This is a genomic window from Ureibacillus sinduriensis BLB-1 = JCM 15800 (assembly GCF_000772955.1).
In the GTDB taxonomy this organism is placed as follows: domain Bacteria; phylum Bacillota; class Bacilli; order Bacillales_A; family Planococcaceae; genus Ureibacillus; species Ureibacillus sinduriensis.
In genome coordinates this window covers 472339-490943 of sequence record NZ_JPVO01000055.1, presented here as the reverse complement: position 1 = coordinate 490943, position 18605 = coordinate 472339, and the positions used below count along the sequence as shown (strand labels likewise).

General features: G+C 39.9%; 17 protein-coding genes. 1 reads left to right on the top strand and 16 read right to left on the bottom strand.

The window, feature by feature from the left end:
* Nucleotide 1: 1 nt before the first annotated feature.
* The 5 genes from resA to CD33_RS18245 form a co-directional block, all read right to left on the bottom strand.
* Nucleotides 2-547: a thiol-disulfide oxidoreductase ResA gene (gene resA, locus CD33_RS18265; protein ID WP_036203533.1), complete on the bottom strand. Its 546-nt coding sequence runs from the start codon at nt 545-547 to the stop codon at nt 2-4.
* Between the two features lie 109 nt (nt 548-656).
* Nucleotides 657-1391, bottom strand: a complete 735-nt coding sequence (locus CD33_RS18260) for a pseudouridine synthase (protein ID WP_036203530.1) — start codon at nt 1389-1391, stop codon at nt 657-659.
* 474 nt (nt 1392-1865) lie between these two features.
* A complete protein-coding gene (locus CD33_RS18255) occupies nt 1866-2846 on the bottom strand; it encodes a D-alanyl-D-alanine carboxypeptidase family protein (protein WP_373906713.1) in 981 nt (326 codons plus the stop codon).
* A 93-nt stretch (nt 2847-2939) separates the two neighbouring features.
* Nucleotides 2940-3530, bottom strand: a complete 591-nt coding sequence (scpB, locus tag CD33_RS18250) for an SMC-Scp complex subunit ScpB (RefSeq protein ID WP_036203527.1) — start codon at nt 3528-3530, stop codon at nt 2940-2942.
* Nucleotides 3499-4278 (bottom strand): segregation/condensation protein A, encoded by a 780-nt coding sequence (locus tag CD33_RS18245; RefSeq protein WP_036203524.1) that lies wholly within the window; start codon nt 4276-4278, stop codon nt 3499-3501. The genes scpB and CD33_RS18245 overlap by 32 nt, the downstream gene beginning before the upstream one ends.
* Nucleotides 4279-4380: 102 nt before the next feature.
* Between CD33_RS18245 and CD33_RS18240 the strand changes: the two genes are divergently transcribed.
* On the top strand, nt 4381-4896 hold the full coding sequence (locus CD33_RS18240) for a DUF309 domain-containing protein (protein WP_036203521.1): 516 nt from the start codon (nt 4381-4383) through the stop codon (nt 4894-4896).
* A 60-nt stretch (nt 4897-4956) separates the two neighbouring features.
* Here CD33_RS18240 and CD33_RS18235 read toward each other — a convergent pair whose 3' ends face one another.
* The 11 genes from CD33_RS18235 to CD33_RS18185 form a co-directional block, all read right to left on the bottom strand.
* Complete coding sequence (locus CD33_RS18235) at nt 4957-5328, bottom strand: GNAT family N-acetyltransferase (RefSeq protein ID WP_036203518.1); 372 nt, start codon at nt 5326-5328, stop codon at nt 4957-4959.
* Nucleotides 5329-5551: 223 nt separating this feature from the next.
* On the bottom strand, nt 5552-6868 hold the full coding sequence (gene lysA, locus CD33_RS18230) for a diaminopimelate decarboxylase (protein ID WP_036203515.1): 1317 nt from the start codon (nt 6866-6868) through the stop codon (nt 5552-5554).
* Nucleotides 6869-6977: 109 nt separating this feature from the next.
* Nucleotides 6978-8438: a spore germination protein gene (locus CD33_RS18225; RefSeq protein ID WP_036203511.1), complete on the bottom strand. Its 1461-nt coding sequence runs from the start codon at nt 8436-8438 to the stop codon at nt 6978-6980.
* Nucleotides 8435-9226: a SigF/SigG family RNA polymerase sporulation sigma factor gene (locus CD33_RS18220; RefSeq protein WP_036203510.1), complete on the bottom strand. Its 792-nt coding sequence runs from the start codon at nt 9224-9226 to the stop codon at nt 8435-8437. Before CD33_RS18220 ends, CD33_RS18225 begins: the two co-directional genes overlap by 4 nt.
* A 123-nt stretch (nt 9227-9349) precedes the next feature.
* A complete protein-coding gene (gene spoIIAB / locus CD33_RS18215; RefSeq protein WP_036203507.1) occupies nt 9350-9793 on the bottom strand; it encodes an anti-sigma F factor in 444 nt (147 codons plus the stop codon).
* Complete coding sequence (locus tag CD33_RS18210) at nt 9786-10139, bottom strand: STAS domain-containing protein (RefSeq protein ID WP_036203504.1); 354 nt, start codon at nt 10137-10139, stop codon at nt 9786-9788. Before CD33_RS18210 ends, spoIIAB begins: the two co-directional genes overlap by 8 nt.
* Nucleotides 10140-10895: 756 nt before the next feature.
* Nucleotides 10896-12626, bottom strand: coding sequence for a SulP family inorganic anion transporter (locus CD33_RS18205; RefSeq protein ID WP_036203501.1), 1731 nt, complete (start codon nt 12624-12626; stop codon nt 10896-10898).
* Nucleotides 12627-13275: 649 nt separating this feature from the next.
* Entirely contained in the window at nt 13276-14580 is a 1305-nt protein-coding gene (locus CD33_RS18200; protein WP_036203498.1) for a pyrimidine-nucleoside phosphorylase, read from the bottom strand.
* A gap of 13 nt (nt 14581-14593) precedes the next feature.
* Nucleotides 14594-15772, bottom strand: a complete 1179-nt coding sequence (gene deoB, locus CD33_RS18195) for a phosphopentomutase (protein WP_036203495.1) — start codon at nt 15770-15772, stop codon at nt 14594-14596.
* A 278-nt stretch (nt 15773-16050) separates the two neighbouring features.
* Nucleotides 16051-16953, bottom strand: coding sequence for a site-specific tyrosine recombinase XerD (gene xerD, locus CD33_RS18190; protein WP_036203492.1), 903 nt, complete (start codon nt 16951-16953; stop codon nt 16051-16053).
* A 286-nt stretch (nt 16954-17239) separates the two neighbouring features.
* Nucleotides 17240-18454 carry an IS4 family transposase gene (locus tag CD33_RS18185; RefSeq protein WP_036203489.1) on the bottom strand — a complete coding sequence of 405 codons (1215 nt, stop codon included), beginning with the start codon at nt 18452-18454 and terminating at the stop codon, nt 17240-17242.
* Between the last annotated feature and the right edge of the window lie 151 nt (nt 18455-18605).

Here is an 18605-nt window from a genome sequence, read left to right as displayed (position 1 = left end):
ATTACTCCTGTTCTGGCTTGATTGACTCCATATATGAGGCGATTTGTCTTTCGCTCATTTCACCAGTAATGATTTTTTCAACTCTACCTTCTGGATTAATTAAAATTGTTGTAGGTAAAGGATTGACATTATATGCCGTCATAACCGCCTTTGTTTGATCAATAACAGCAGGGAAGTGTACATCTAAGCTTTCAAGAAATTTTTTCACTTCAAAATCTGTTTGAGCAATATTGACTGTTAACACTTCGACACCCTGCTCTTTATAATTGGCATATTGACGGGACATTGCCGGCATCTCTTTTTTGCATGGTTCACACCAAGTTCCCCAGAAATTCAAGAAGACTCCTTTGCCCTCGTAATCGGAAAGGCGATGCTTTAAATCGCTTTCATATAGATCCACCAATTCAAAATCAGGTGCTTTGTCGCCTACTTGCAAAACTTTAACCTTGTCATTTGTCGCAGAAGTATAGACAGTATATACAATTGCTGCTAAAAGAACAACGAGGATAGCACCACGGGTGATTGATCGTTTCTTTTTCTTATCCATTTGTGTTTCCTCCCTGCGAAAACTGTACAATCTTTTTTATTATAGCAAACAGAAAAAATTGGTATGCTATTGTTTTTGACTGATTTATGAACGTTTTCTAGGACTTTTTCTATTCAATCTTACCTGTATCGGAAAGGACACGAAGTAATTTCACTTCATGTTTAGTCAGTTCTCTATATTCTCCAGGCATCAATCCCGCTAAATCCAGGAAAGCAAAGCGTTCGCGTTTCAGTTTTACAACAGGTGTCCCGATTGCTTCAAACATGCGGCGCACTTGGCGATTTCTGCCTTCATGGATTGTAATCTCGCAAATGGCTTTTTGTGCTTTTTCATCAAATGACGTCATACTAACCTTGGCAGGTGCCGTTTTACCGTCCTCCAATTTAATTCCGCGCTGCAATTTCTTAAGTCCTTCAATTGTCGGTATACCTTTTACACGCGCAATATAAGTTTTATCGATTTTGAACTTGGGATGCGTCATTTGGTAAGCGAATTCGCCGTCATTAGTTAACAACAATAAGCCTGAAGTATCGTAGTCCAGTCGTCCAACCGGGAAAATACGTTGGTGCACATGTTTTTTAAATATGTCTGTAACGGTTTTTCTACCCTTATCGTCCGTGACAGCCGAAATAATCCCTCTAGGTTTATAAAGCAGGAAGTATACTTTATCCTCTTTTTCAAGTTTGATTCCATTGACTTCAATTGAATCCGAATTTGAAACTTTCGTACCGAGTTCTTTTACTACTTTTCCATTTACCTTTACTTTACCTTCCAGAATTAATTGTTCTGCCTTTCGCCTTGAAGCGACACCGGCATATGCAATCACTTTTTGTAATCTTTCCATTATTCCACCTCATTCATCCGAGTAAGCACATATAAGTCTGCCTAAAAATTATGTCATATTCTACGGTATTATTAAAGAAAAACAGCTTATTTACTAAGTTGTTTCACTATTTTGACAGGAATTTATAGTTATTTAGCACTTGTCCATCCTGAGACCCCATAAATATATTTCGACAAATTTCTCAAATTGCACAAAAAATAAGACTGCTTTAATGCAGCCCCAGAGTGTAGACATAGTCGATACTCGACTTTGTCTACACGTTTTTTAGGTTATCTCCTTACAAATAAAGGATTATTCAGACTGTCTTGAAAACGCTTCGCAAGCAAGGCGGGCAGTCGAGTGAAGACCCGAGTAGAACATGACGTTCACGAGGGGACGAACGAGACAACCAACGCAGGTTGAAAGCGTTTGTCAACAGTCTGAGACTGCTTTAAATGCAGTCCTAAAAACTTAGCAGTGCCATAGTACTTTAAATTATTCTTTCACATTCACTCTTGTTGCATAAATGCTTTCATCATTCAGCATAACATGCCAAATGCCAAATTGCCCCTGTTTCCTAGATAAATGGAGGACATTCCGCACTTTCTTCTCTTCCTCTTTATTAAGAAGAATAGAAATCGGCTTTGATAATTCCACTGATTTCTCCTCTGTCGCTTGATAGTCTCCTTGATCTGCGACAGTGACATAATCGTAGTTATCAAAAATCTTGTTCGCAAGCCCTCTATGTACTTGCCAATCATTTGATTCGCTCAAGGTTACGACGATTACTTTTTTGTCACCCTCCTCAAAGTAAGTTGCCAATGTTCTTCCTGCAACTTTTGTAAAACCTGTTTTCCCGGCAACTGCACCCACCTGCTGGCGAAGAAGCCGATGTTTGTTTTGCCATGTCACACCTTTATCTGGACTCTTATAATTGATTGTTGAGGAGATTTTCTTAAATGTTTCATTTTGCAAGGCGATTCTTAGCATTTGCGCAGTATCGTATGCGGAAGATAAATGGATATCATGATGCAATCCAGATGGGTTTGTAAAGTCGGTATTATTCAGGCTATATAAATCCGCCTTTTCATTCATCAAATCAACAAATCCCTCGACCGAACCTCCCGCATGTTCCGCCAATGCATGAGCTGCATCATTTCCCGACCTAAGCATCAACCCATACAACAAAGTTTCGACTTTGATTTTCTCTCCGGGTTCCAGATAGATGGAAGAACCCTCACTTAAAGCCGCTTTCTGGGAAATTGTAACTTCATCATCCAGTTCACTATTTTCAATCGCGATAAGAGCTGTCCAAATTTTCGTCAAGCTTGCAATCGGCATACGACTATGTGGACTGCTGCCTTCTAGCAGCCTCCCCGTCTCTGCGTCAATAACAGCGTAGGAAGCACTTGCTGCTTGCGTCACAGAAAAAAATACAACCATCATACAGATAAACGCAAAAAAGACTTTTGCAATTTTTTTCAACGAGCCACTCCTTTTTTAAATCAAATGCAAATTATAACCACATCATTTCGGGTCTCATAAGAAACACTCCATGAATGGGGGAAGTTATTCTTTAGAATTGAATGCTTCTTGGAACTTTGTCATAAATAAATCTGTTTCTTCATTGTCATCCACCGTAGTTCCTTCAGGCAATGGCGGGAGTTCGTTCAAGTCTTTCAGACCAAAATAGTTCAGGAATTCTTTCGTTGTTCCATAAAGTATGGCACGGCCCGTACCTTCTGCTCTTCCGACTTCTTGTACAAGAGCGCGGGACACGAGAGTTTGAATCGGCCTTTCACTTTTCACCCCTCGCAAATCTTCAATTTCAGTTCTGGTGATGGGTTGCTTGTACGCAATGATTGCCAAAACTTCCAGTGATGCAGTAGTCAGGACTTGGCTATTTGGATTTTCTACTAGTTTTTTAATCGTATCTGCCAGTTCTGGTTTCGTTGTCAATTGGTATGTACCCGCCAACGTTTTTAATTCGAGACCGCGCTCTTCGTTTTCACTGTAATTGGTTGCAAGTTCACTCAATGCCGCCTCGATTTCCATCATATCAACTTCCAATAGTTGGGATAGTTGTTTGGCCGTTACTCCGTCGTCCCCTACTACGAAAAGTAATGCTTCAATTTTGGCCATCAAACTGTTCAAGTTCATCGTAGGTTGCCTCCTTTTGTAAAGTCACCGTTAAATCTTCGAAGTTGTTTTTTTGCTCTACAAAAACGACATGTCGTTTCATTAGCTCGAGTATCGATAAAAACGTTACAATAATTGTAGATTTATCTTCGTATGGGAATAAATCGGAGAAGTTAGATTTCCCACCATTCAGTTTCAAAGAATCTATGACGGCAATCATTTGTTCCTTTACCGATATTTCCTGTCTGGCCACTCTGGTTGATAATGGCTTTTTTAATTGTTTACGGCGGAGCAGCTTTTGAAAAGCACTCAACATATCGTAAACATTGACATTCAAATCAAAAAGAGCAAGTTGTTCATCTGGAACAAAGCCTGATAGATCACTTGGTGGACGAGTATAGACTTGGGCACGATTTTCTTCGAGTTCCTTTAGCTCCACTGCAGCTTCCTTGTACTTTTTATATTCGATTAGTTTTGTTACGAGCTCTTCACGTGGATCTGGCCCATCCACCTCAAATTCAGCCTCTTCCATTTCACCCTCATGAATGGGAAGAAGCATACGGCTTTTGATCGCCAGCAGTGTTGCAGCCATTACCAGATATTCGCTCGCTTCGTTCAGCTCCAATTCTTTCATTGCATGGATATGATCAATATATTGTGAAGTCAGCTCAGCCATTGGAATATCATATATATCAATTTCCAAGCGATGAATTAAGTGCAATAATAAATCAAGAGGTCCGGTAAAGGCTTCTAATTTTACTTCATACATGTGTCAACCACCTGACGTTTGTTCGTTTTCTTTTATATATTATGAGTATGTGTACCTTATGTATTTTAAATCAAATTTTAGCAATTAGGAAAGAGGATTGTTATGCATCCATTGTTTCACCCATTGTATGTAGAATTTTGTACATATTTTAACGGCAATCAAGATTATTTTGAATGTCATGAAGTGTTAGAGGAATATTGGAAAAGTATAGCCCCTGGCGAAAAAAATCATCCCTTGGTAGGATATGTCCAACTTGCAACCGGCATGTATCATTGGCGCCGAAACAATACAATTGGCGCTATGAAAATATTAAAAAAGGCACAAAAGAACTTTACCATGAATCACTCTTCAGCGTTCTTTGAATTTATTGGCTTCGATGAATTATGTAAAGACTGCGTAATGAGCTTGAAGGCAATTGAGAATGGTGAACCGTTTAAAGGGTTCCAAATCGTATTGAAGAACGAAACTCTCGCCTCCTTGGTTAACAAGAAAATGAAAGAACTACCATCGATGCCAAAAGACTACCTTCTTCATAAACATATGCTGCGCGATCGCACAGATATTCTTGAAGCACGAAACAATCGGATTCTGGAAATATCGAGAAAAAGAAGTACATGAAGCCTCGGGGTTCCTGCCATTTCATCAATGCTGCTATTAAAAAAGAAGAAGAGGCTGACGTTACTTCGAGTCGTCTGCCTCTTCTACTATGGGTAAACATTTTTCTATAAAAGGTTTTGTATGCTCATTTGCATTTAACTCACTGAATTGCCCTGTATTCAATAATTCCTTCAGCATTGTAATCGCTATGCCCTCTCCTCTGTATGAAGGGACAACCGTGATATGTTGGACAGTCGCCACCATGTCCTCCTCAATCACTCCTACTATGCCAATATATTCTTCATCTTTTTTCCATAAATATAAATGCCAATTGTTTTTCTCTTCATATGAATGAATTGTTTCCATTAAATGCTTTACATCCTTCTCAGAAGGCATGAACGAAAGCAGACCCATTGCTATTTTTTCAAAAGATTTTTTATAGCGTATTAACATGAATAACATTCCCTCGTTTTCTATCAGTACAACATCTTTAAATATACTACATGATTTAAAGCAAGGAATCAACTTTGCCACTATTTATTAACGATTGATGAAGATTACACTTAATCCATTGAGACATTTGGAATGATGAGGAAAATATAAATCAGAGCCCAAATGATACTAAAAACTACCAGCAACCCGAGGACCCACCATCTTGACATTTTCATAAACGGACTCACCCTCTTTTCAAAGATAGCGCAAGATCGTTCTGAATAATATTCTCGTAGCTTTCTCTATTGATTGCTAATTGATGTTGACCTTCTTCTACAAACACGACTGCCGGCCGGGGAATGCGGTTATAATTCGACGCCATAGAATAACCATAAGCACCTGTACAGAAAACAGCTAGTATATCGCCCGGTTCTGTAGGTTGCAATAATGCGTCAACAATCAATTTGTCACCGGATTCACATAGTTTTCCAGCTACCGTGTAAGTATTGGATTTATCTTCATTTGCTTTATTAGCGACAACCGCCTCATATTTTGCTTCATAAAGTGCTGGACGGATATTATCACTCATTCCGCCATCCACTGCTATGTATTCGCGAATATTTGGAACAGTTTTATGCGAACCGACTGTATATAGAGAGGTACCAGCATCCCCAACAAGTGAACGGCCTGGTTCAATCCAAATCTCCGGCATCGACAAATTCAACTTGCCTGCAAAACTTTGTACTGTCTCAATCATTTCTTTTACATATACTTGGGGTTCCAAGGGTGTGTCCTCTTCCGTATAACGAATGCCGAATCCGCCACCTAAATTTAACACAGTACAGTGGAAACCATATGCCTCTTTCCACGCACTAATTTTATTCATCAATTTTTCGGCGGCCAAGCTGAATCCATCCGTCTCAAAGATTTGTGAACCAATATGACAATGTAGACCTAGAACATTTAAGTATTCGTCGTCTTTCACTTTGAGGAATGCCTCGTCGGCTTGTCCATTATTTAAGTCAAATCCAAATTTGGAGTCTGCTTGCCCTGTTGTAATAAAGTCATGTGTATGTGCTTCAACACCTGGTGTTACTCGCAGTAAAATACGCATTGATTGCTGCTTAGCTTGCGCGATTTCTTTCAACAGTTCAATTTCATAGAAGTTATCAACGACGATGCAGCCTACATTGGAGTCAAATGCAAGCTCTAACTCGAAGGAAGATTTATTATTTCCATGGAAGTGAATCCTTTCAGAAGGAAAACCAGCTTGAATGGCCGTATATAATTCTCCGCCTGAAACAACATCCAAAGATAGATTCTCTTCCTTGGCAAGTTGGTAAATAGCTATGCATGAAAAAGCTTTTGATGCATAGGCCACTTCAGCTTTCACCCCGAGTTGATGGAATGTTTCGATAAATCCACGGGCGCGCTCTCTTATTAGTTGTAAATCATAAACGAAAAGTGGAGTGCCGTATTCTTTTGCAAGCTCGATCGTATCAACTCCACCAATCGTCAGATGACCGTTTTCATTTACTTTTTGTGTCCCATATAAATGCATGTCGCTCTCCTCCGTTGCGTGCGAAACAAGGTAAATCATCCCCAATATCGCAATTGTAGTACCTTATGATGAACTTTATCATAGGTAGAAACTTAACGCAACGGCACTTTTATGCACGTTTTCGTTGCTTTGCACCGACGATATATGGTCTGAGTGCATCATCTGCCATCGGAAATCGGATGAATATTCGGCTAAACGCTTTAGGGAAGAACGGAACAAGCGGCCACATATATGGCACTTTCATCGGCTTTAATGAGCATAGGTACGAGAAAATGACCCAGATCGATATGAAGAATCCGCTAGGTCCTGCCGCAACGGTGGCAAGCAAAATGAAGAATTGAAAATACTTCACTGCAGTACTGAGCTCGAAGGTCGGGATAGAGAATGAGAAAATCGCTGTTACAGCCGAATAGAGGACAACTTCCGGAGAGAATAACCCTACGTCAATCGCAATCTGCCCGATTATAATACCGGCTACCAACCCCATGGCGGTCGAAAGTGGCGTGGGTGTATGAATTGCTGCTATGCGCAAATACTCTAATCCTAAGTGAGCAATAATGATTTGTAAAAATAATGGGATTTCGGATTTCTCCTTAGCCCCTATAAAATCCAGTCCCGCGGGCAAGTATTGTTCATTCGTGGCTAGTAAATACCAAATTGGCAACAATGTCAGACTGAAAAATGCAGCAAAGTATCTTAAAAAACGAAAGGTTGTCCCGATAAGCGGTGCTTGACGGTATTCTTCGGCATGCTGCAATAAATGGAACATGGATACCGGAATGATGATGACTGAAGGTGAAGTGTCGACAACAATGGCAATATGCCCTTCAAGTAAGTGTGCAGCAACAATGTCGGGCCTTTCCGAGTAGCGAACAAATGGCAAAGGATGAAACTTCTGTTTAAAAAGCCATTCCTCCAATGATTTATCCGCCATCGTAAGACCGTCATGTTTTATCTCCTTCAGTCTTTTATGCACCCAATCTAAATGCTTTGGGTTCACGATATCTTTCATATAAGTAATCGCTAAATCGGTTTGACCGAGCGACGATACTTTGTGAAGTTCAAAGCGTAATTGAGGGTCACGTATACGACGGCGGATCAATGCGGTATTCAGCATAATATTTTCTGCAAAACCATCACGTGAACCTCGAATCACTTTTTCATTATCCGGTTCTTCCGGCTGGCGGCCAGGATAATTTCTCAACTCCAATAAATAGCCAAAACCATTTGCCGTTATGATACCGACTTGTCCGCTTAATACGCCTAACATGAACTCGTTTTTATCTTTCGGTTCGGATTTCCCATAAAAGTTGAAATGGTCATTAAAATATTGCACTTCATCTTTAATCGCAATCTCATGCTGTTCATTCTCAAAAGTATGAGTGAAGAGAGGCGTCAGTTGAACCGTAAGTGTGGCTGCATCCACAAGCCCACTTATATAAACACAGAGTATGGGCAAAGTTCTGACATGTAGGTCCTTGATACATACATCAAAGGATTCGTCTTTTCCAAATTTACTATACAAAAAGTCTTTTGCTTCATCAATTGATGCAAAAACCTGATTACTCATTTACTCACCGTCTTTTTAGTAGTTCGTGATGAATTGGTTTCCATCCAAGACTTAAGTTGCGCCAAAATCTTCTTTTCTAAACGCGAAACTTGAACTTGTGATATTCCTAACCTTTCTGCAATATCGGTTTGAGTTAAGTCTAAGTAATACCTTAAATAGATAATGGCCTGTTCCCGCTTATCCAGCTTCGTCAAAACTTCCTTCAATGGAATGTACTGGAACGGGAGCTCCGACTTCTCATCTTTCATCTGGTCCATCAGCGTGATGGAGTCTCCTTCACTTTCGAAAAGCTGTTCGTGCAATGAAGCCGGATCACGCATAGCATCAGTTGCCACAAGCACCTCGTCCTGGGTTACACCCAATATGTCGGCTAATTCAGAAATGGAAGGAGGCTTTTCATTTGTTTTTAAAAACTCATCTGTCGCATGACGAATTTTATAGTTCAACTCGCGTATCGACCTACTGACTTTCACCATGCCATCGTCACGCAAAAACCGCTGGATTTCTCCAATTATCATCGGAACAGCATAGGTTGAAAATTTCACGTCATAAGATAGATCAAACTTGTCCACGGATTTCATCAATCCGATACAACCAATCTGGAACAAGTCTTCAAGCTCCACCCCGCGAGAAGCAAAGCGTTGAACAATCGACCATACGAGCCGTGTATTGCCTTCAATCATTTGTTTTCTGGCTTCAACATCACCTATCTGCGCTTTTTCAATCAGCCCGCGCATTTCCTCTTGTGTCAACAAAACATTATTGGACGGCTGTTCGATTGTCCTCATCCCCCTAACTTCTATCAAATACCTCCGTATTTGCGTCCACATAAAATTGATTGTTATTCCATTTGATAAGTCATTTGATTAGCTGCTATACACCATTTAAGTGACGACTATTTAAAAGCTGCACTACGAGATTTGAGGCATCTTTACTGAAAAAAATTTTTTTGAAAAAGTAATAACAGTCCCTACATTGGGCTCTGATTCAACTTGCAGATTGTCTGCAAAGCTCTCCATGATGGTAAAGCCCATCCCGGAACGCTCCATTTCTGCCTTCGAAGTGAATAACGGCTCCATCGCCTTTTTCACATCGAAAATTCCTTTCCCATTATCCTTCACGGCGACAGAAACCAAGTCTCCATCCCTCACTGCATGAACAGTAACGATCCCTTTGCCATCTTCGTCATATCCATGGATAATTGCATTGGATACAGCTTCTGAAACGATCGTTTTAAACTCTGAAAGTTCGTCAATGGTTGGGTCAAGTTGAGCAACAAAACTAGTAATTGCCATTCTCGCAAGACTCTCATTTTCACTAATTGCTACAAATGAAAGCGTCATTTCGTTATCCATTCACAATCCCCCTTGCATGTAAAATTGCATCTGCTTCTGTACCCTCCATCATGAACGAAGCTAAACCTGAAAATTGAAATATTTTTTTCATTGTATTAGATGGATTTAAAATGAGCGTTTGTCCATCAACTGCACTTAACTCCCTCATCCGCCCTAGTATCAAGCCAATCCCTGAGCTATCCATAAAGTTCAATCTTTCCAGATTCCAAATTATCGTCGTCAAATTTCCTTGTAAAATCGTTTTCGAAATATGCGTGCGAATTTTTTCAGTTTCGTGATGATCCAGTTCTCCAAAGAGTCTGATGACTGCTATATCGTTTAAGTGCATATTAATTTCGTAGTTCATTTTGTTAATTCGCCTCCTCTTAAGAATCCTAAATTCCACATTTCCTTGTCATATCCTTCTTTGCTGACAAGACTAGAAGAAATTCGCCGAAACTAGAGAAAATGCGACAAAATTGATAAGCAATCAAGCTGCATATTCGGATTTATCTACAAATGAAGTTTGTTGTAGGATGTTCAGTCCTCGTACTAATAGTTCCTTTTCGTTCTCAATGTTGATGGAGGTCTCTTGCAAACTTTCAGTGGAATTAAAAGTGTGCCAATACTATACGGGTAATAACGATCAAGCGATGGCCTAAAAATATAGCCATATCTGTCCTGTATGCAAATATGCAAGTTTCTTATATATTTGCTAAAATAATATTGCTTTACCAAAATTAAGTATGGTATAAAACCTTCTTTTTTAAACATAAAAAATGGCTGTGACACCAACTTTTGTCACAACCTTGTTTGTCCCAATATTTCCGGTTTACTTCCAGCCATCCGATAAATACACACGCATACTATCCTGGACGTCAAATTGAATATTTATTCATTGTTTTAGTTTACATTTCAATTGGGGGTTCATCCATTTTACTTTTGGCATGAAACAAATTAATAGATCACACATTTCTTTATTTGGCGGCCATCGGGTATGAAACGAGCAGATTATTAACATAAGTCTAAGTGCAATTTGGTATTAAAAGAGAAAAAAAGAAGGTAACCCCTACAACTTGTTCTCTCAACAAACAGCAGGCTGCACCTTCTTTTTTCTATTAACTTATTTTTGCTGCATTACTGGCCGAACTAGTTTTGTACATTCCTTGAAGGCGAAATGTTTGCAGCCATGACAGGCATCATGGTTTAGGCTAGATATTGCCCGGTCAATGGCATCTCCCGTATGAGCATAAAAATTCTCTTCCCCGATTTCCGCTGTCAAACCGGTTTGATCAAAGCTTTTCATTAAATTAGGCCGGACGCCCGTAAGCAACATTGTGCAACCGCGACTTTGATAATCCCTTAGTATATTACGGAAGTATTCTTCCCCTGTTGTATCAATTAGCGAAACTTTGCCTAAACGTAAAATGCACACTAAAGGACTCCGATTCATAGATGGTAGTATGGATTGTTCAAAAGTTTGGGCCGAGCCAAAGAATAGCGGCCCCTCCACAGAATAGATACAGACTTGCGGACAGTCATGGCCGGAACTGACGACTTCGGCATTCACTTTACCGGCATCGTTAGAATGATCCGGCAGCACTTTAGAGACAACAAGCATCCCGCTCATTCGCTTTGTAAATAAAACAAGCGAAGTCAATAGCCCGACTTCAACGGCAACCGTTAAACTTGCAAATACAGTTAGTAGAAACGTAACCACTAATACTAACGAATCGCCTGATTTCAACTTTAATATATGTGCAAAGTGCTTTCTTTCACTCATGTTCCAGGCTACCATCATTAAAACAGGTGCCAAAGATGCAAGAGGAATATGAACGGCAAATGGTGCCAACACAAGCAAAGTCAACAAAACAAATATGCAGTGAACTATACCAGATATTGGCGAAGCTGCACCGGATTTAATGTTGGTTGCTGTCCGGGCAATCGCCCCTGTAGCGGGAATACCACCAAATAATGGCGTCACAATATTTGCTATTCCCTGACCGAGCAATTCTCTATTGCTATTATGTTTGCTTTTCGTCATGCCGTCTGCAACAACAGCGGATAGAAGCGACTCTATTCCCCCGAGCATTGCTATTACAAATGCCGGACCTAACAACATCATAATCTTGTCCATAGTGATTTCGGGTATCCCAAAATTCGGCAATTCATTAGGGATGGAACCATATGTCGAGCCGATTGTAGCAACTTGTCCATTAAAGAAAAGCACTGTTGCAACAGCGGAAACCACAATACCAACTAACGCGCCAGGCACTTTTGGAAGCACTCTCGGAGTCCCTAACATGACGAGAAAGCAAATCATCGCTACTAAGATACTGTAAACATTAACTGTATGAAGATGACTTCCGATTTCCAGCATATTATCCAGGAATCTCTCGTGCTGTTCAATGTCCCTTAAACCAAGGAAATTAGCTAGCTGACCTGCAAAAATAATAACTGCTATTCCTGCGGTAAATCCGATTGTTACTGGTCTTGGAATGTATTTTATAAGGGAACCCAATCTGAATAGCCCCATTAAAACGAGCATGATGCCGGCCATTAACCCGGCAAGCAGCAAATTTTCGTATCCGTAAGCAATAACAATCCCTAATAGAATCGGTACAAAGGCACCTGTAGGACCCCCGATTTGATATTTTGAACCACCTAGTAAAGAGATTAAGATCCCTGCAATTACTGCGGTATATATTCCATATTCCGGTTTCACTCCTGATGCGATTGCAAAGGACATCGCCAAAGGAACTGCTACGATTCCGACAATCGTTCCGGATAGTAAATCCTTCTTGAAATAATCCAACGAATACCCTTCAAATCTCCCTGTCCATATCTTGCTCATATAATCCCTTCTTCAATCTTATTTGTCCTAATGGTTAAAGCAGATAAAATAGTTATGAATGACCCTTATTTTAACATAATTAAACAAATTATCATACTATAGTTTCAATGAGTGCATCTATTTTCCAGACAAGGAGCTGATTCTTACGTGTGAAGCTTTAATTGACTTGATTCGCTCACAAAGCCAGTCGAATTCTCTCAAGACAAAAATGAGGCCGGAACAGAAGTAGAAAAATTTCTTATAATAATGGATTAATTAATATTAAGAAATTGATATTATATAAATTGATTCGAGTGGTGGGGCAACTACTGGAGGGACAGCCGAGTGAGAGAATACAGGCTCGAGCGGTGCCGTTTGATGCGCGTCCTTCGCAACGGAAATCAAGTTAGGCTAAATCAAAAAAACCATTTTCCTTCTAGAGGGAAAATGGTCAGACTGTTGACAAACGCCTTCATCCTGCGTTGGTTGTATCGTTCGTCCCTTCACGATTGTTTTATTCAACTCAGGTCTTCTCTAAATTGTATTCCTTCTGTCTGCCAAGCGTTTTCAAGCTTTCTGGGCTATCCGGAATAACCTAAAAAAGTGTGGACAAAGTCGAATATCCACTTTGTCCACACTCTGAACTCAACCAATAAAATAAATCAAATCGTCACTTTGTAATCACTTGTTTAATTAATGTTGGTGCTTCAACTTTTTCACTTGAAATCACGATATGTTGATAAAGTTTTTCTTTGATTTCATTGATGTCTTCAGTATTCGTATGAATCGTTACTAGCGATTCGCCTTCTTCAACGCGGTCCCCTACTTTTTTGCGGAGAACAAGACCAACAGATAAGTCAATTGTTGATTCTTTTGTAGCACGTCCTGCTCCAAGCAGCATTGCAGCCACACCTACATCGTCCGCTTCAATCTGTGCAACATATCCCGACGAGCGCGCAGGAAGTTCGATTTGATATTTTGCCTGAGGAAGCAAGGCTGGATTTTCCACAACCGAAGCGTCGCCACCTTGGGCTTCAATGAATTTTTTAAACACTTCCAATGCTTGGCCGTTTGCAATTACTTCCTGTAGTTTTTTGCGGGCTTCTTCGATTGTCGTGGCTTTGCCGCCTAAAACAACCATCTGAGAGCCGAGCGTGTAGCAAAGTTCCATCAAATCTTCAGGACCTTGACCTTTCAGAGTATCGATTGCTTCCTTTACTTCCAAAGCATTGCCGATTGCAAAGCCGAGTGGCTGACTCATATCAGAGATAATGGCCATTGTGTTACGGCCTACATTATTGCCGATTTGAACCATGGCATGCGCTAGACTTTCTGCATCTTCAAAAGTTTTCATAAACGCGCCATCGCCCGTCTTCACATCAAGTACGATCGCATCTGCTCCAGCGGCAATTTTCTTAGACATAATCGAGCTTGCGATTAAAGGAATGCTTGGTACTGTACCAGTAACATCGCGCAATGCATACAACTTTTTATCTGCAGGAGTCAAATTCCCGCTTTGTCCAATAACAGCTGTGCCGATGTCATTGACCTGTTTCATAAATTGTTCTGTTGTCAATTCGACATGAAAGCCTTCAATCGCTTCCAGTTTATCAATCGTTCCCCCTGTATGGCCCAAGCCACGGCCACTCATTTTGGCAACCGGTACACCACATGCCGCAACCATGGCAGCCAGTGAAAGGGTTGTCGTATCGCCTACACCGCCAGTGGAATGTTTATCCACCTTGACACCTTCGATTCCGGATAAATCAATTTGGTCTCCGGATTCCACCATCGCCATTGTCAAGTCCGCTCTCTCGCGATCATTCATATCTTGGAAATATATTGCCATCATTAAGCTGCTTACTTGATAATCAGGAATTGAGCCTTCTGTATATCCTTGGACAAAGAAACGGATTTCTTCCTTTGTTAATTCTTCCCCGTTACGTTTTTTTTCAATGATATCGACCATTCTCATGTGAATGTGCCCCCTACTTTAAATTTGATAAAAAACTAGTGCCAAATTGTGGTGCTTCAACGTTAAAGTTGTCCGCAATCGTAGCAGCAATATCTGCAAATGTTTTACGTATTGGCAGTTCGCGGCCCACGGCAAATCTTTTAGAATAAACAATTAATGGCACATATTCACGTGTATGATCCGTTCCTGGGAAAGTGGGATCATTCCCATGGTCAGCAGTGATGATCAGTAAATCGTCTTCGCTTAAATTATTGATTACTTCAGGCAAACGGCGGTCAAATTCTTCCAAAGCTTGTCCATATCCTATAGGATCGCGGCGATGCCCGAAGTTAGCATCAAAATCTACAAGATTCAAGAAGCTGATTCCATGGAAATCGCGCGCTACAACTTCCGTAAATTTGTCCATTCCATCTGTGTTATCTTTTGTACGGATACTTTCAGTTACCCCTTCACCATTAAAGATGTCCGAGATTTTCCCTACGGCAATGACATCCAGTTTCGCGTCTTGCAATTCGTTCATCGTTGTACGTCCGAACGGTTTGAGAGCGTAGTCATGACGATTCGATGTACGCGAAAAGTTGCCTGGCGTTCCTATGAAAGGACGTGCTATGACACGGCCAACCAAATATTCCGGCTCAAGTGTCAATTCCCGGGCGATTTCACAAATTTTATATATCTCGTCCAGTGGAACTATTTCTTCATGGGCTGCAATTTGCAATACCGGATCAGCTGATGTATAAACGATAATCGCACCAGTTTCCATATGCTCAGGTCCTAATTCATCTATAATTGCTGTTCCGCTAGCTGGTACATTCCCAATCACTTTACGTCCAATTTTGGCTTCTAATTTCTCAATGAGTTCAATAGGGAACCCTTCTGGATATACTTTGAATGGTTTATCGATATTTAATCCCATAATTTCCCAGTGCCCAGTCATTGTATCTTTTCCGACGGATGCTTCTTGCATCATGCCATAGAAGGCTTTTGGCTCGGCAGCTGTTTCAACGCCTTTTATTTCACGAATATTTGATAGGCCTAAAGCGCCCATATTCGGCATTGTTAGCCCTTTCATTTCCTCGGCGATGTGACCGAGCGTGTCTGCACCTTGATCCCCAAAAATGTTTGCATCAGGCGCTTCACCGATACCAACAGAGTCCATTACAACGACATGTATTTTTTTAAATGGTTTCATAGATTTATCCTCCTCTTTCAACTAACTAAAAAGTGTTGATCATCCACACCTACTCACTATTGCCTTATAAGTGCAGCTCAACACAAATTAGTCTAGCAAGGCTTTTTCGCACTTACTGTGCAATGGGCTTTAGTTTCATTTAACACTGTCTATAGAAAAAAATTCCACAACCTTTATTTTAAACAAAGGTCAGACATCTTACAAATATAATTTCGCATCTTTTTATAATTTGACAAATCCGGCACCACTTACATTTCAATCGGATGGTTTTTATCCAACTAAGCTCTCGGATGGAATTGCTTATAGACTTCCGAAAGTCTTGTTTTGCCAATATGCGTATAAATCTGGGTAGTAGAGATATCCGCATGACCGAGCATTTCTTGAACGGCTCGCAAATCTGCGCCATTTTCAATTAAATGCGTTGCAAAGCTATGCCTTAACGTATGGGGTGTAAGTTCTTTCTTTATATCTGCTTTGGCAGCATGCTCTTTTAATAATTTCCAACATCCTTGCCTTGTTAAACGTTTTCCTCTTTGATTGATAAAAAAAGCTTCCGTTTTGGGGTAAGCTCCCTGTAATTTTGAACGGGCGTTTTGCAAATACGCATCAATTGCACGAATTGCTCCTTTCCCTAAAGGAACAATTCGTTCTTTCCCACCTTTCCCGAATACCCGGACGAAGCCCATCGTTAAGTGAACATCTTCGAGATTCAATCCGATAAGTTCACTGATGCGCATTCCTGTTCCATACAGCACCTCCAGCATGGCCACATCCCTTAGCCCCTGCGGCTTGCTGCGATTGGGCGCCCCAATTAACATATCGATTTCTTCAATAGATAAAATTTTTGGCAGTTTTTGTTCGATTTGGGGTATTTCCAAATGAATCGTCGGGTCGATGTCGGTTAATTTCTCACGCAACAAGAATTGATGGAAAGAACGAATCGAAGAAATGTGCCGCGCAATTGTTCGTGCAGAGATTCCTTGAGTTCTTAATGCTTCCAGCCTTAGTAAAATATGTGTCCGTTCGATTTCTTTTAAAGTGGATAGCCCTAGTTCTTTATGTAAATGTTCGATATATCCTTCAAGATCACGCCGATAAGAGGATAACGTGTTGGCTGATAATTGTCTTTCTACTTGCAGGAAATGCAGATAATCTAATATCGCTTCTTTTGCATCTTTCATGGAAATCACCTATCCTTCTACCATTAACTATAGTTTTTTTTGCCATCGTCTACAAGAAATCTTCCACTCATCCCCCTGTCAATTTTTTGAACGTTCGAGTGCCTGGTCCTTATTGTTTTTCTGAATTGTTTGTGTGCCTGGCACTCATCACTAGCGTTGCATAATTGAAACAAAAATACATTTATTCTATTTTCTTACATCAGCGTGTGCAGTGATTTATTAAAAAAGGGAGCAGGCACCTGAGAGTGAATCAGTTCCCTTTTTTTACCATATTAATTTTCTTTTTCTATCTCTTATTTTCATAATGCTCTTTGGAAATTGGACTAACGATGGCACTTTTAAAACCGAAATTTAGTTCCTTGTGAGCTTTTATAGGAATTTTTTGTCTTCCCTTACTAGGCTTTAAGGTTCGATTAAATTCCTTTTCGATTTCTGACCAAGAATCCATTAAATATTGACGTATTGTTTTGAAAAACTGCCAAATGTTTTTGTTGGGCTCTTTCAAGAGCCTTAGTATTTCAAGTAATGCATACGTGATTAGTGCAATAAATAATTGATTCCAAATACCAACAGGTGAATTACTGAATAAATGATTAACTTTTATATGTTGTTTTAGCCATTTGAAAAATAGTTCGATATACCATCTATTTTTATAGGTATCTAATATTTCTTGTTCAGTTAAATCTAATCGATTTGTGAGAAGACGGTAAGAAGTCCCTTCTTCATCTAGAAATTCAATTAATTTCAGCCTTTCAGGCCGAGTTTTTATAGAAACAATCTCATGGCGTGTTACATTCGGCAGTTCTGGTGTATAGGCTCTTAGAGTTTCCATACGAAATGTTTTTTTAATTCTTACAAGAAAATTTACACCTTTTTGAAGCCAACCACCCATTTTTGTTTTTTCAGCATACCCACGATCCATCACATAGAGTGCTTGATCAGCCTCAATCAAATAGTTAACTGCATCAATATCAGAAATATTCGAAGTAGAAGGAATCATTTTTTCAGGAAAGGCACTATCGGGAGAAGCAACAACTATTCGAAGATGAAGCTTAACTCCACTAGAATCTTTAGACACAGCCGTCCAATTAGCTGCATTGTTTGGTAACTTAATATGAGATGAATCTATGATTCTTAAAAGACCCACATTTGGGTTGATTCCCTTTGATTTACTAGATTTGAGATACCAATATCTTTGAGTGAGTTGTCCTAGAATTTCTGCTAGTTGAGATGTATCCAATATTTCAAGTCGGCGACTTAATTGCGCAGCGCTTATTGATTTCAAGTTTAATTCTTGCTGGATAGCTTCCTTTGAGCGAATTCCAATCTCAATTTCACGAAGACTCTCCCAACGGAATAAGCCAGCTAAAAGGAAAATCTTCACTAAAGACTCATCGGTCATCTTTTTATAGTGATAATTGTTTATTGGACAACCGAATTTATTTTGCGGTAATAAAGATAAATATTGACGAAAGACTAAATTTTGGTCTACACTTTTCATGCGATGTTTCTCCTTTGAAGTGTAGGGAACTGATTTCCGTCATTACCTACACTACAATAGGAGAAATTTTTATTTTCAGCAATATTTAATATTAATTTACATTTTTTACTGGTGTGCAACGCTAGTGGGCACTCATTGTTTTCTGAATTGT